The 14163-nt window shown below is 65.6% G+C and carries 15 protein-coding genes; 8 read left to right on the top strand and 7 right to left on the bottom strand.

Translation table 11 applies throughout. From position 1 onward, the window contains the following. The first annotated feature begins 139 nt into the window (after nucleotides 1-139). Both BB28_RS14605 and BB28_RS14610 read left to right on the top strand, forming a co-directional pair. Nucleotides 140-868 carry a TetR/AcrR family transcriptional regulator gene (locus BB28_RS14605; protein WP_046254026.1) on the top strand — a complete coding sequence of 243 codons (729 nt, stop codon included), beginning with the start codon at nucleotides 140-142 and terminating at the stop codon, nucleotides 866-868. Next, nucleotides 865-2235: an ABC1 kinase family protein gene (locus BB28_RS14610; protein ID WP_046254027.1), complete on the top strand. Its 1371-nt coding sequence runs from the start codon at nucleotides 865-867 to the stop codon at nucleotides 2233-2235. The genes BB28_RS14605 and BB28_RS14610 overlap by 4 nt, the downstream gene beginning before the upstream one ends. On the opposite strand, the gene BB28_RS14615 is transcribed toward BB28_RS14610, so the two are convergent. Together BB28_RS14615 and BB28_RS14620 are read right to left on the bottom strand one after the other, a co-directional pair. Further along, complete coding sequence (locus BB28_RS14615) at nucleotides 2232-2663, bottom strand: SRPBCC family protein (protein ID WP_046254028.1); 432 nt, start codon at nucleotides 2661-2663, stop codon at nucleotides 2232-2234. The two genes, BB28_RS14610 and BB28_RS14615, sit on opposite strands and share 4 nt — an antisense overlap. Next, entirely contained in the window at nucleotides 2645-3667 is a 1023-nt protein-coding gene (locus tag BB28_RS14620; RefSeq protein WP_046254029.1) for an SDR family NAD(P)-dependent oxidoreductase, read from the bottom strand. The genes BB28_RS14615 and BB28_RS14620 overlap by 19 nt, the downstream gene beginning before the upstream one ends. A 130-nt stretch (nucleotides 3668-3797) precedes the next feature. Here BB28_RS14620 and BB28_RS14625 point away from each other — a divergent pair, with 130 nt between their 5' ends. After that, nucleotides 3798-4292, top strand: a complete 495-nt coding sequence (locus BB28_RS14625) for a DUF1942 domain-containing protein (RefSeq protein ID WP_109550693.1) — start codon at nucleotides 3798-3800, stop codon at nucleotides 4290-4292. Between the two features lie 19 nt (nucleotides 4293-4311). Here BB28_RS14625 and BB28_RS14630 read toward each other — a convergent pair whose 3' ends face one another. Next, nucleotides 4312-5067 (bottom strand): FkbM family methyltransferase, encoded by a 756-nt coding sequence (locus BB28_RS14630; RefSeq protein ID WP_030093755.1) that lies wholly within the window; start codon nucleotides 5065-5067, stop codon nucleotides 4312-4314. A 76-nt stretch (nucleotides 5068-5143) separates the two neighbouring features. Here BB28_RS14630 and BB28_RS14635 point away from each other — a divergent pair, with 76 nt between their 5' ends. Then, nucleotides 5144-5692 (top strand): GNAT family N-acetyltransferase, encoded by a 549-nt coding sequence (locus BB28_RS14635; RefSeq protein WP_046254031.1) that lies wholly within the window; start codon nucleotides 5144-5146, stop codon nucleotides 5690-5692. Here the strand turns inward: BB28_RS14635 and zapE are convergent. Then, complete coding sequence (gene zapE, locus BB28_RS14640) at nucleotides 5661-6707, bottom strand: cell division protein ZapE (protein WP_046254032.1); 1047 nt, start codon at nucleotides 6705-6707, stop codon at nucleotides 5661-5663. The two genes, BB28_RS14635 and zapE, sit on opposite strands and share 32 nt — an antisense overlap. 33 nt (nucleotides 6708-6740) lie before the next feature. On the opposite strand from zapE, the gene BB28_RS14645 reads away from it, so the two are divergent. From BB28_RS14645 to msrB, 4 genes are read left to right on the top strand one after another with little or no spacing between them, the layout of a single operon-like run. After that, nucleotides 6741-7523, top strand: a complete 783-nt coding sequence (locus BB28_RS14645; protein ID WP_046254033.1) for a pyrimidine reductase family protein — start codon at nucleotides 6741-6743, stop codon at nucleotides 7521-7523. 28 nt (nucleotides 7524-7551) lie between these two features. Then, nucleotides 7552-9093, top strand: coding sequence for an alpha/beta hydrolase (locus BB28_RS14650; protein ID WP_046255845.1), 1542 nt, complete (start codon nucleotides 7552-7554; stop codon nucleotides 9091-9093). A 46-nt stretch (nucleotides 9094-9139) separates the two neighbouring features. Next, nucleotides 9140-10504 (top strand): glycosyltransferase family 87 protein, encoded by a 1365-nt coding sequence (locus BB28_RS14655; protein WP_046254034.1) that lies wholly within the window; start codon nucleotides 9140-9142, stop codon nucleotides 10502-10504. Further along, on the top strand, nucleotides 10461-10856 hold the full coding sequence (gene msrB / locus BB28_RS14660; RefSeq protein ID WP_191985273.1) for a peptide-methionine (R)-S-oxide reductase MsrB: 396 nt from the start codon (nucleotides 10461-10463) through the stop codon (nucleotides 10854-10856). The genes BB28_RS14655 and msrB overlap by 44 nt, the downstream gene beginning before the upstream one ends. A 57-nt stretch (nucleotides 10857-10913) precedes the next feature. Here the strand turns inward: msrB and hemQ are convergent, their stop codons facing one another. Genes hemQ through hemE form a run of 3 tightly spaced genes read right to left on the bottom strand, consistent with a single transcriptional unit; the run spans nucleotide 10914 to nucleotide 14075 of the window. After that, complete coding sequence (gene hemQ / locus BB28_RS14665) at nucleotides 10914-11609, bottom strand: hydrogen peroxide-dependent heme synthase (RefSeq protein ID WP_030093762.1); 696 nt, start codon at nucleotides 11607-11609, stop codon at nucleotides 10914-10916. Then, nucleotides 11602-12978, bottom strand: coding sequence for a protoporphyrinogen oxidase (locus BB28_RS14670; protein ID WP_046254036.1), 1377 nt, complete (start codon nucleotides 12976-12978; stop codon nucleotides 11602-11604). Before BB28_RS14670 ends, hemQ begins: the two co-directional genes overlap by 8 nt. Next, the gene (gene hemE, locus BB28_RS14675; RefSeq protein WP_162269703.1) at nucleotides 12975-14075 is read right to left on the bottom strand and encodes a uroporphyrinogen decarboxylase; all 1101 of its coding nucleotides are present in this window, start codon (nucleotides 14073-14075) and stop codon (nucleotides 12975-12977) included. The genes BB28_RS14670 and hemE overlap by 4 nt, the downstream gene beginning before the upstream one ends. Between the last annotated feature and the right edge of the window lie 88 nt (nucleotides 14076-14163).

Raw genomic sequence — 14163 nt, forward strand, 5'->3', positions numbered from 1 at the left:
TGGCGATTCATATTAGTACTCTGAGTACTACTGGTAGTATCCATACCGAACCGCGTGAGCACAATAGGCAGCACGCGTGTGTCGCCCGAACCGGCAAACCACGGGCCAGGCACACGTACCATCACTGGTGATGAGAGGCGTGGAGAGTGTGAGTACAGCCATCGCGTCGAAAGTCGGCCCCGTCGCCGCCCGGCGTGGCGACCGCCGCAAGGTTGCCCGAGAAGAGTTGTTAGACGCCGCGTTTCGTGCCATCGACGCGAACGGCTCCACCGTCAGCATGGACGACATCGCCCGAGAGGCAGGAGTCGCCAAACCCAAGCTGTACCGGTATTTCGAAGACAAGGCCGACCTGCACAGTGCCGTATTGGAACGCGTGCAGGACATGGTGTGGAACGCGGCCATGGATCGGATCAATCTGATGACCGACTCGGCTCGCGAGTTGGTTGAGCACGGCGCCAACGAGTACGCCCGCATGATTTCTGATCACCCGAATGTGTTGCGCTTCATCGTGCACGGTCATTTCGTCAATTCCAGTGACGGCACCGAGCGTCTGGTGGAGACCGCGCAGCAGATGACGCACGACATCGCGGAGATACTGTCGAATGCGATCGATGACGAGACGGTGGACATCGACGACGCCGACCTGGCGGTCACCTCTGCCGCGGGCGCCATCGGCACCGCCACCGAATGGTTCCTGGGCCCCAATCAGCAACGTGCCGAACCAATGCCCATCGAGAGGTTCGTCGAGTACCTGACCACGGTGCTATCCGGACTGGCCGCGTCGATCGCCGAGTTCAACGGGCTGACGCTTGATCCGGACCAGCCGCTACACCTGGCGTTCACCAGCACACGCGGCGGCACCGCATGACCGACGGGATCCCCCTGGCACGCATCACCCGCGGCCGTGCACTGGGCAAGCTGGCGGCCGGACAGGCGGTGCGTACCGCAAGCAATCGCATCTCCATGATCGGGCGATCCGAAAAGGCGCGCGCGCTACTCGCGGAACGATCCACCCTGCAGGCAGCCGATCAGCTCGTAACCGTGCTGGGCAGCCTCAAAGGTTCGGCGATGAAGCTCGGCCAGCTGCTTTCGATGCTGGAAGTGGACATGGTGCCTGAGGCTCATCGCGAACGCTTCCGGCAGAAATTGGCGCGACTGCGCGATCAGGCTCCACGCGAACCGTTCACGGTGATGCTGCCGATCATCGAGTCCAATCTGGGGAAGCTGAACAAGAGCTTCCGCGATTTCGACGAGACTCCGGTCGCCGCCGCCTCCATCGGCCAGGTATACCGAGCAGTCCTGCACGATGGCCGCGAGGTCGCGGTGAAGGTCAAGTACCCCGGCGTGGACGACGCGGTACGCGCGGACATGCAGAATCTGGCACTCTTTACCAAATTCTGGCGCAAAGCGGTACCGACGCTGTCGAATTCGGCCTTCATGGAAGAGATCTCCATGAATTTGGAAAGCGAACTCGATTACCTGCGGGAGGCACGCACGCAACACGAGATCGCCGAACGCTATCGCGGACACCCCTTCATCGTGATCCCCGACTGTGTATCCGAGATGTGCACATCACAGGTTCTCGTGACGGAGTTCCTGGACGGCCAGTCGTTCCCTGTCATGCAGACACTCCCCGAGGATGAGCGCAACCGGATCGGTGAGCTGATTTTCCGGTTTTATATCGGATCGCTGTTCCAGGACAATGACTTCTGTGGCGACCCGCACCCGGGGAACATCCTGCGGTCGGCCGACGGCACCATCGGATTCGTGGACTTCGGTCTGTACAACCGGATGAACCCCGAACACGTTGACTTCGAACGGCACATCATGCGCGCCGCCACCGAAGGCCGCGCCGAGGACATGTATGAAGCGATGGTGTCGCGCGGGATCATCGACCCGCATGCAGACGTCAGCCCACAGGACTGTCTGGAGTACTGCCACGCGGCTTCGGGATGGAACCTCGTCGACGAGGAGATGACCATTACCCCAGAAATTGCTTCCAGCGCAATGATTCTCGCGGTCGACCCGCGTTCCAGCGAGTTCTCCGGCATGCGCCGCCAAAACCTGCCTCCCGAGCACATCTTCTCTCGCCGTGCGGATTTCTACACCTTCGGCGTACTCGGACAGCTCAATGTCACCGGCAACTGGCATCGCATCGCCCGCGAGTGGATCTACGGCGAGCCACCCGTCACGGAGATCGGTACCGCCATCGCCAAGTGGCGCGCCGCGCGCTAGCGCAGCAATCGGTCGATCGCGCGGCCGAACATCCACTGCCCGCCTATCTTCGCCAATCGGTCGAAGACCCGGGGCAGACCTCGAACATTCACATCCTCGGTCCAAACCACACGTGCACCGCCGCCCTGGGCATGCACCTCGATCTCGGCCCACCCCAGGATCAGGCTCCCCGTCTTCTCCAATCGGCAACGACCGGGACTCCCCGAGCGCGGCGGCTCCCATCGGGTAACTGTCATCGGGTCGTCAAAACCTATGGCCCCTAACCCTGTTCGCCCCACGAACGTGGTGCCGACCCGCGCCGGCGGATCGCTGGTCACCGACACCGTTGTCAGCGGGATGTGCTCGCTATGCCGTGGCCAGTCGGTGATGCGCGCGAACGCTTCAGCCACGGACAGCGCGCTGGTGCGCTCTATTCGGAGAAGGGCCATAAGCCAAACAACTTCGAGGTCGCCTTCTGTCCACGCAACGCAATGATGGTGTCTGCCAAAGTTTCTCCCGGATCGCGGTAGGTTATCCCGAGTTCGCGCTCACTGGGCGAGTCGTCGGACGCGGGCATCTGTGTGTAGTACTGCATGCCTGCCTCGGTCATCGGGGTACCCAGCGGCACATATCGGCCGACCTGATCCATCACCGTTCCCGCCACGCGCAGCACGGAGTCAGGCACCGGAACGGCCAGCACCGTACTGCCCGCCGCCTCGGTCAACAGATTCACCAACTCGTCCACCTCCAGCCGATGACCCCCCGCGGTGTAGCGCCGCGGGCCGTGCCCGGTCTCCAGCAGAGCGGCATGCAAGGCGGCCAGATCTCGGACGTCGACCACCAACCACGCCGCACTGCGTCCCGGGACCGACCTCATCAACAGTGCCCAGCGCACGCCCTCGGCCGCCTCACCGAACTGATCCCCGGCGGGAGGTCCGAGCACCATGCCCGGGTAGGTGATGGTCACCGGTGCGCCAGAGGCCTGCAGCTCGCGCACGTACAGCTCGACCCGCGCCTTGGACTGCCCGTATCCGTCGCTGCCTCCCGCGGCGGGCAGGTCGGCCTCGAACGTCCGCAGACCCGGCCGGAACAACGCAGTGATGCTCGAAACGTGCACTATCGGGTCCAGACCACGATCAACAGCCGTGCCAAGAACGTTCTGGGTGCCCTCCAGATTGATGGCCATCATCCGGTCGGCTTCGGTGGGATCGGTGCTGACCATGGCCGCGCTGTGCAGCACCGCATCGCACCCGTCGAGCGCGGTCTCGACCGACTCCCGGTCGGTGATGTCGCCGACGGTGTAGTCGGATACATCGACCCCCAGCGTCGCCACCGTGGTGTGCAACCGGGCTTCCTTGCGCACCAGAAAACGGACCTGATGCCCGGCATCGGCAATAGCCTTCGCCGTCCACCCGCCCACGAATCCGGTACCGCCCGTGACCAATACGCGCATCCTCACGTCCCCTCCGGCTTGGCGGACCGCTCCAATCAGGACATGGTAGGTCCTCGGCGACCTCCTACCGGGCGAATACGGAAGAGCCATGTGGCACCGTCCCCGGCACGGCGTGTGCCAAGATCGCTGGGTGCGTCTACGCCCCGCCCTCCAGCTCCTCGCCGTTCTCGCCGCCATAGCCATGGCCTGGGCGCCAACCGCGACTGCGCAACCCGAGCGCGTGGCGCCCATCGGGCACATCGGCGAGACACTGCATTTCGATTACGGCACCATCGGCGCCGATGTCACCGTGCACAACATCGAACCCACCGGGGTTCCTGCCGGAATGGCTCCCCCGCGCGGCATCATCTGGAAGGCGTACGTCACCATCCGTCCGACCAAGGTGCCCAACGCGTACGCGTTGCTGATGGCACTCAAGCTCGGCGGCATCTCACCGGAGACGGGCGATGCCTACGAGCCGCAACGCACCGATGAGCCTGACGATCTGAACTACGCGCTGCGCAACGCCCCGCAGGGTTCGACCGTGAGCGGAGCGGTGTACTGGGATGTTTATCGCGGACCGGTACGCCACATCGTGCTGCGGTCGTCTCAAACCCAGGTTCACCTGGCCCAGTGGGACCTCTGATACACCGCGCGCGAGCTGCTCAGCGGGGCTGGAACAGGTAATTCCGGAAGGTCTCGGTGACCTTGTCCACCGGCCGCCAAGAGTCGGCGCTCCACACCGACATCCGGTAATCCCGCGCCGTGAACCACGCGACAATGTCCTCGGCGGTGCGCCCGAACCGCTCCATGTGGCGATCCTCGACCTCCAGCATCATCGCCGGTCGGGTGCGCTCAAGGGTCTTCTCGCCGCTGACCAGAACGTCAAGTTCGGCGCCCTCGACATCGATCTTCACGAAATCGATCCGCTTGATGCTCAGCCGGTCACAGAACCCGTCGAACGTCTCGGTGTCGACAACCACTCGGATGTGCTCATCGAACTCGGCGTTTGAGCCCAGCCCGTCGGCCCCGGCATCGACGAAGGACCGGCCGGTAATGGGCTTGCCGTTGCGCAGCGGAACGCTCATGACCTGTTCACCTGGATTGGTCCCCAGCGCCACGGCATGCCGGCGCACGTTCTGCGCACTGCGTAGACCCAGGGCCGCCGACGAGGTGGCATGGGCGAACCGCAGCGGCTCCAGGCTGTACACCAGACCATCGGCACCCACCAGGCGCGCCAGCTCCGCCGTGTAGAAACCGGCAGCCGCACCCACGTCCAGACACACATCCCCGGGCTTGACCACCTGTGCGATACCCACCAGCTCGGTTTCCACCCAGGGGGTGGTGCGGGCGAGTGTGCGCAGGCCCTGCCCCACCACGGCGTCACGAATCTCGCCGAAGGCCGTCACGCGCCGCGTCATATGGTGCTCCTCAGGGTTGGTCATCAACATGGGTCGCAGTCTCGGAACCGCGCCAAGTATAGGTAGCGTGCCGGTCATGCCGATTCAGGTCAGCACCGCGACGGCTGCCGACAGCGCTGAAGTCGCGGCCGTCGCCGCCCGCACCTTCCCGCTCGCCTGTCCCCCCTCCTCGACCCCGGAGGACATCGCGGCATTCATCGCGGCCAATCTCAGCACGAGCAACTTCGACGAGTACATCCGAGAACATCGGGTACTGGCAGCACGCGAGAACGACGTCATCGTCGGGTACGCGATGCTCGTGGACGGCGTCGCCGAGGATCCCGACGTGCAGCGGGCCGTCACCCTGCGGCCCGCGATGCAGCTCTCCAAGATGTATGTGCTGCCCGAATTCCATCAGGCCGGTGTGGCGGGCGCGCTGATGGACGCGGCACTTACCGAAGCCGCCGCGCGCGGCGCGACGGGAGTCTGGCTGGGCGTCAACCAGGAAAATGAACGCGCGCAGCGCTTTTACGCCAAACACGGCTTCAACCGCAGCGGTACCAAAACATTCCAGGTGGGTGAGCGTCTGGAGAAGGACTACGTGATGCAGCGGGTCATAGAGAACTCGGTAGCGGCGCCGCGCTGAGCGCCAATAGCCGCGAGGTGGCACGCAGGTACTTCTTGCGGAAACCGCCGGCCACCATCTCGTCATCGAAGATCGTGTCCAGCTTCGCCCCCGAGGCCTCGACCGGAATGCCCGCGTCGTACAGACGGTCCGTCAGGGCGACGATCCGTAGCGCCACCGCCTGATCGTGCACCTGCTCCACGCCCGCGATGAACACCGCTGTCACCCCTTCGATCAGCGTCAGATACCGCGACGGATGCATGCTCGCCAGGTGCCGGCACAGATCGTCGAACTGGTCGAAAGTGGCACCGTCGATGGATGCCGCCAGCTCACGAAGCTCGTCATCGGTGTGGGGCTCGGGAGCCGGCGGTAGGTCGCGGTGCCGGTAATCGGGCCCCTCGACCCGCACCGTGTTGAAGATCGCCGACAGCGTGTTGATCTCACGCAGGAAGTCCTGTGCCGCGAACCGACCCTCACCGAGCTGCTCGGGCAGCGTGTTGGAGGTCGCGGCGATCGACACGCCGCGCGCCACCAGCTCCGAGAGCAGCCGCGACACCAGCGTGGTGTTGCCCGGGTCATCCAGCTCGAACTCATCGATGCACACCACCGTGTAGTCCGACAGCAGCTCGATGCACTCCAGGAAGCCGAAAACGCCCGCTACCTGTGTCAATTCCCCGAAGCTCGCAAACGCCTTGGGGCCGGGAACGGTGTGATAGATGGACGCCAAGAGGTGCGTCTTACCGACACCGAACCCGCCGTCGAGATAGATCCCGACCCCGGGCAGCACCTCGCGCTTGCCGAACAGCTTCTTCTTACCCGCACGGCGGGTCGTCGCCTCCTGGGCGAAAGCGCGGCACGATTCCACCGCTGCGGCCTGCGTCGGCTCGTTGGGGTCGGGCCGGTACGAGTCGAAACTCACCGAAGTGAACGTCGGAGGCGGCACCAGCTGGGCAATCAGCCGCTCGTTGGAGACGGTGGGGTGCCGGTCAGCAAGGTGCTGGAGGGTCAATGCGGCACCGGATTGCGGATCAGTCACACGGGCAGCGTAACGGCGTGTTGAGATCTTCTTGTGGCCGACAGTGACGGTGAACAGGTGATTCGGGGCCCGGCTGGGATACAGCTCACACAGCTGACCACCGGTGCGCCCGCGGATCCCAGCGAGCTGGCAGACCTGTACGACTACCCCGACGGCAATGCACTTTGCGTGCGCGCCAACATGATTGGCAGCCTGGACGGCGCGGCGACGATGACCGGATTGTCCGGCGGACTGGGCGGCGACGGCGATCGCGCGGTGTTCGCGGCCATGCGCGCCAACGCCGATGTGATTCTCGTCGGGGCGGGCACCGTGCGGGCCGAGCGGTATCACGGCGCGCATCTGCCGGTCGGCCTGCGCCAGCGCCGCCAGGCCCGCGGGCAGGGGGAGGTTCCGGTGATTGCCGTGGTCACGGGTTCGGGAACGGTGGACCCAAGCACTCCCCTGTTCACCGAGTCGGAGATCGCGCCCATCGTGGTGACCACAGCGTCCGGAGCAGCGAACGTCGCCTCCCGCGTGTCCGGTGCGCAGGTCCTCGTTGCCGAGCATGCCGGGAAGGTCGACCTGCGCGCCGCGTTGGCGGAGCTGCACCGTCGCGGTCTGTCCCGGGTGCTGTGTGAGGGCGGTCCATCACTGCTCGGCACCCTGCTCGCGGCCGAGCTCGTCGACGAGCTGTGCCTGACGGTGGCGCCCACCACGGTCGGTGGCGGTGGGGCCCGGATCGTGTCCAGCCCCACCGAGGTACTCACGTCGTGGCGGCGGGTGTTGCTGCTCGCAGATGCGGACGGCTACCTCTTCACGCGGCACGTCCGGGCTTGAGGAACATTCACCCGATACTGTGGTCGGCATGCGTGCACGGCTGACGGGGGCGATGGCGGTTGCCGTGATACTGGCTGGGTGTGCTCCCGGCCCCTCGGCGGGACCGCATTTCGCCATGGACGAGGGCCACGGAAATGTCGGCCCCGCCACCACAGCGCCGCCGGACGGCCCGCCGTCCATCGACAAGCCGAAGGTCGACCTGTCCTGGCAGGACTGCACCCGTGAGGTGCTCGGCAGCGCCAACATCACCACGTCGCCGACATTCACGCTCGAATGCGCCGAGTACAAGGCCCCGCTGGATCCGATCAACGGCGCACCGGGCAGCGTGACCCTGGGCGCGGTGCGTGCCAAGACCTCGCAGACACCTGCCGACGCGGGCCCCCTGGTGTTCACCACCGGCTCGGATCTCCCCTCCTCGGTGCAGCTGGCGACATGGCTCAATGGCCCCGGTGCACAGGTGCTCAAGCAACGTCCCGTCGTCGCGGTCGATCGCCGCGGTATCGGACGATCCGACGCCATCACATGCCGTGACACCTGGGATCTGCGGGATATGCGGGACTTGGCGCAAAACCGTGGCGGAGACGATCCGGTAGCGAGTCTGGGCAAGATCGTCGAGACGGCGACCACCAACTGCACCGACACCATCTCCCCCGGCGACTCCGCCTACAACGACGCGCACGCCGCAGAAGACCTGGAGGCGCTCCGCGCCCAATGGGATGTGCCCAACCTGGCGCTCCTCGGCATCGGCAGCGGTGCCCGAGTCGCACTGGCGTACGCGGGATCCCATCCCAACAAGGTCGCCCGGCTGATGCTCGACTCGCCGGTGGCCGCCGACATCACCGCCGAGGCCGCCGCCGAGCAGCGACTCAAGGGCCAGCAATCGGCATTCGACGCATTCGCGGCCCAGTGTGTGGCGAACAACTGCCCACTGGGACCCGATCCCGCGGGTGCCGTCGGCGACCTGCTGAACCGCGCTCAGAACGGCGGACTGCCGTGGTCGCGGGCGACGGTTGTCAGGGCGATCACCACCGCGTTGGCATATCCGGTCGGCGACGGCACCGCCGTCGTGCAGAACCTCGCGAATGCGCTGAACGCAGCGCGCGGCCCCGATAGCGGCGCGCTCACCCCGCTGGTGGACCGGGCCAACGCGCTGCGCGATTCCGACGGGCAGTTCGTGAACTCGTGCAGTGACTCGCTGGCACGGCCCACCCCCGACCGGGTACGCGAGCTGGTGGTGGCCTGGGGCAAGCAGTACCCGCTGTTCGGGCGCACGTCCGCCCTCGAACTGGTGAACTGCCTGCAATGGCCCAGCGGATCCAAGCCGAACCCTCCGCAGGACCTGAAGATCAACGTGCTCATCCTGGGCGGGCAACACGACCCGATCTCCGGCAGCGAGGGCGTCTCGGCGACCGCCGCGGTGATCATCAACGCCAAGGCGGCCAGCAAGCGCGTCATGTGGCAGGGCATCGGCCACGGCGCGATTGTCTACACCGGATGCGCACAGCCGCCCGCCCTGGCATATCTCAACGACGGAAAGCTCCCCGAGACCGACACGTTCTGCCCGGCCTAGTCGTACTTGCCGGAACTGCACTGGGCGCTCAAGGTACGGTGCCTGCGTGGTGTCAGTCGATACGTTCATTTCGGGCTTCAAGAATTCGTTGAAACCTCCGACCGCACCGCCATCGGTCGCGACGATCCTGCGGTCGGTGCTGTGGCCCGTCGCGATCATGTCGATCATTCACCGCGCCTACGTGCTGGGCACCAACGGCTACATCACCGACGACTTCGGGCCGGTATACCGGGCCGTCATCGCCTTCAAACGACACCAGCCGGTGTACAACGAGAACTTCAGCTACGTCGATCCGCATTACATCTATCCACCCGGCGGCACACTGCTGCTCTCCCCGTTCGGATATCTGCCCGTTGACGCGTCGCGGTACTGGTTCATCAGCATCAACGCCGTCGCCATCGTGATCGCGGCCTACTTCCTGCTGCGGCTGTTCAACTTCACGCTGGCCTCCGTGGCCGCGCCTGCGCTACTACTGGCCATGTTCTGCACCGAGAGTGTCACCAACACACTGGTTTTCACCAACATCAACGGCGTCATGCTGCTGCTCGAGGTGCTGTTCTTCCGCTGGCTACTGAATGGGAACGCGAAGTCCGATTGGCTGGCCGGTGTCGCGATCGGGCTGACACTGGTGATCAAACCGCTGCTGTTACCGCTGTTGTTGTTGCCGCTACTCAACCGGCAGTGGCGGGTGTTCGTGGCTGCTATCGGCATCCCCGCGTTCTTCAACGCGGTAGCGATGTTCGGCCCGCACAAGGTCAGGATCGTCGACGGTTGGGACTACTTGCGGCGCACCGTGAAATACCTGGGTGAAACCCGCGATTACTTCAACAGCTCCATTGCCGGAAACGCGGTGTACTACGGGCTTCCCGCACCCTTGACCGCCCTGCTGCGCGTCGCGTTCCTACTGATCGCCCTGGTGAGTGTGTGGCTCCTCTACAAGTACTACCGCCGCCGCGACCCCAGGTTCTGGGCGCTGACCACCGGTGGTGTGGTGCTGACGGCCTCGTTCCTGTTGCTGGGGCTGGGGCAGGGCTACTACTCGATGGCGCTGTTCCCGTTCGTGATGACGATCGTGCTGCCCAATTCGGTGTTGCGGAACTGGCCGGCCTGGCTGGCGATCTACGGGTTCTTCTCCATGGACCGCTGGCTGCTGGTGCATTGGCCCACCACGGGCCGCGCCCTGGAATATCTGAAGATCACCTACGGATGGTGCTTGCTGCTGATCGTCGTAATGATGGTGCTGGTGCTTCGGTATCGGGATGCCAAGGCCGCTGGCACACTGGATAGCGGGCTAGATCCAGACTGGATGAGCGCGGCGATAGGCACTAAGGAGTCAGCGGACGATGACGACATCGAACGACCCGAAGGTGAATCTGACCGACGAGCAGTGGCGGGAGCGGCTGACTCCTGACGAGTTCGCGGTGCTGCGCCGCGCCGGCACCGAACGCCCTTTCGTCGGTGAATACACCGACACCAAGACCGAGGGCGTGTACGCCTGCCGAGCATGCGGGGCCGAACTATTCCGCAGCACCGAGAAGTTCGAATCCCATTGCGGCTGGCCGTCGTTCTTCGACCCGACCAACTCGGACGCGGTGATCCTGAAGCCGGACAAGTCGCTGGGCATGCGTCGCGTCGAGGTGCTGTGCGCCAACTGCCACAGCCACCTGGGGCACGTATTCGAGGGCGAGGGATATCCCACGCCCACCGATCAGCGCTACTGCATCAACTCCATCTCGCTGCGCCTGCAGCCCGCCGAAACCTAGGTTGGGGCGGTTTCGTCTCGCACAAATTCGCCATAACCTCGGTCTCGGCGAAATGGTCTAGGGCAGGCGGGCGACGAGTTCCTCGGCGGAGACCCGCGGGCCGGTGAAGAACGGCGTCTCCTCGCGCACATGCAACCGTGCCTCGGTGGCACGCAGGTCGCGCATCAGGTCGACGATGCGATACAGCTCGGGTGCCTCGAAGGCCAGCAGCCACTCGTAGTCGCCGAGTGCGAAGGCGGGCACGGTGTTGGCACGCACATCCTTGTAGGCACGCGCGGCGATACCGTGATCGGCGAGCATCTTGCGCCGCTCCTCATCGGGCAGCAGGTACCAATCGTAGGAGCGCACAAAGGGATACACGCAGATGTAGGCGCCGGGCTCCTCCCCCGCGAGAAACGCCGGGATGTGGCTCTTGTTGAACTCGGCGGGCCGGTGCAGGGCCGCATTGCTCCATACCGGGGTGCTGGCCCGGCCCAGGGCGGTGGTGCGGCGGAAATCGCTGTACAGCGCCTGCAGCTTCTCGATGGACTCGGCGTGCGACCAGATCATGAAGTCGGCGTCGGCGCGCAGGCCTGCCACGTCGTAGATGCCACGAACCACGACACCATCGTCCTCATGCCGTTTGATCAGGGTGGCCACCTCGTCGGCGGCACCGTCGCGGTCCTCGCCCAACCCTCCTTCGCGCACCTGGAACACCGAGAACATCAGGTAGCGAATGGTCGAGTTGAGGGTGTCGAAATCGAGGCTAGCCATGCCCCCATCGTGCCACGCTGTCCTGTGCCGCTCGAGAGGCGGAGGACACACAAGCCGGTACTCCGATGCCATCCAGGTACGAGCCGGCCACGGCGATCCCCGGCGGCAACCCGCCGCGGATGACGTCGGCGACGTCGGCGTGGCCGGGTCCGTACTGCGGCATGGCGTCGATCCATCGGGCCAGTGCCGTATCGATGGGCGTCACCGACGCGCCCAGCACGGTTTCGAGGTCGGTGACGGCCCAGTGCAGCAGCTGCTCGTCGCTGGTGGCTCGCGCCACGGTGTCGCCGAAACGGCCGTAGGACAAACGCACCACCTGGGTGCTTCGTCCGCGCATTCCCCATTTACCGGTCGAGAACGTCAAAGCCTTGGTGTGTAGGGCTTCTCCGGATGCGACGAGCACGCCCGAGTTGGCCGGAATGGGGGCATCGCCGGGCAACGTCATTGCCACGACCACCGAGGACGCCACCGGCACGGCGCGCGCAGCCTCCGCTGATTCGGGTGCCACCGCATCGAGGATGTCCGCGGCGCGAGGCGCGGGCACCGCGACAATGACCACGTCCGCGTGCTCGGATGCGCCGTCGCCGGTGACCGCCCAACTCTCACCGTCACGCGCGATGCCGGTCACCGCGAGCCGCCGGTGTTCGGCGCGGGCGCGGCGCCAGAGTGCTTCCACCAGCACCGCGTAGCCGCCGTCGATGGCACCGAAGATGCCGGTGGCCGATATTGGCGGCAATGCTTGGCGGGCAGCGACCAGCAGGCTGCCCGCCCCCTCGTCGAGGGCCCGGGCTATCCCGGGCGCGGCCGTCCGCAGGCCGGTCGTCGCGGCCGAACCCGCGTACACGCCACCGAGCAGGGGGTCGACGAGCCGCGCGACCACCTGCGGCCCGAATCGCAACGAGACCAGATCGGCAACGGTGGGATCGGCTCCCACAGTCCAGTGCATATCGCGCTCAGGCTCGCTGTCGATGCGCGCCACGGTCTCCTCGTCGACGAGGCCGACCACCGAGGACCCCGAGGCCGGGATGCCGTTCACCGTGCGCGCGGGCAGCGGGTGCAGACTGCCGCCGGCGTAAATGAGCGGCCGCGCACCGGTGGTATCGATCCGGCGGTCGGCCAGGCCCAGTTCATCCAGGAGATCCAGTACCTCGGGGCGCCGGGTGATGAATGCCTCGGCGCCGATATCGACCCGGTGCTCACCCAGGGTGATGGTGCGAAGGATTCCACCCAGCTGCTCGGCGGGGTCGTACACGGTGATGCGCGGACCATCTCCGAGTTCGCACCGCAGCCGATATGCCGCCGTCAGCCCCGAAATACCGCCCCCCACAACGGCAATGGAGGGTGAAGACGACCGCGCCGCTGAGGTCACAACGAATGCACCAGCGCCACCGCATCGGTGAGGACTACCGGATCGGTATCCGGCAGCACGCCGTGTCCCAGATTGAAGATATGTCCGGCGGCACCGTCGGCCACTGCCTGGCGACCCTCAGCGACGATCCGGCGCACCTCGCGCTCCACCACGGGCCACCCGGCCAGCAGTACCGCTGGATCAAGGTTGCCCTGCAAGGCTTTTCCAGCGCCGACCCGACCCGCCGCCACATCCAGTGGGGTGCGCCAGTCCACACCGACCACACTGGCGCCGGCCTCTCCCATGGCGCCCAATAGCTCGGCGGTGCCCACTCCGAAGTGCGTCATGGGCACGCCCTCATGGGCGAATTCATCGAAAATCCTTGTGCTGTGCGGCAACACGGCCGAGCGGTAGTCGGCCAGCGACAACGCGCCGGCCCACGAGTCGAACAGCTGCAGCGCGTCCACACCGGCGTCGAGCTGTGCACGCAGGAACGCGATGGTGACATCGGTCAACGCGGTCATCAACGCATGCCAGGTCTGCGGATCGCCCTGTAGCAGCGCCTTGGTGCGCTGATGGTGGCGACTCGGGCCGCCCTCGACCAGATAGGAGGCCAGCGTGAAGGGCGCACCGGCAAAACCGATCAATGGGGTCGCACCCAGCTCGGCGACCAGCAGTCGCACGGCGTCACTGACGGCCTCGACCTGTCCGGGTTCCAGGCGCGGCAGCTTCGCCACATCGGCGGTGGTGCGCACCGGGTTGGCGATCACGGGACCCACATCGGGAACGATGTCCAGATCGATCCCGGCCGCCTTGAGCGGGACCACGATGTCGGAGAACAAGATGGCGGCATCTACCTGGTGCCGGCGGATCGGCTGCAGCGTGATCTCGCAAACCAGTTCAGGATTAAAACAAGCGTCCAGCATGGCGTGGTCGGCGCGCACCGCGCGGTACTCGGGCAGCGAACGCCCGGCCTGCCGCATGAACCACACCGGGGGGCGGCTGGGGGCTCTTCCAGCGGCAGCCGCCAGATAGGGAGAAAGCGGCAGCTCACGACGGGTTTTTGCCTGCGTCGCGCGATCTTCATTCAATCCGGTCATCACTGCCCATGCTGCCATGGCAACCTTGCACGGCGCGCCTGCGGGAGCATGTCGGCCCAGCGCGCTACCGTCCATTGCTGTGACGTCTGCCGAACCAGCCCCGTTC

This window comes from Mycobacteroides chelonae CCUG 47445 (genome assembly GCF_001632805.1).
In the GTDB taxonomy this organism is placed as follows: Bacteria; Actinomycetota; Actinomycetes; order Mycobacteriales; family Mycobacteriaceae; genus Mycobacterium; species Mycobacterium chelonae.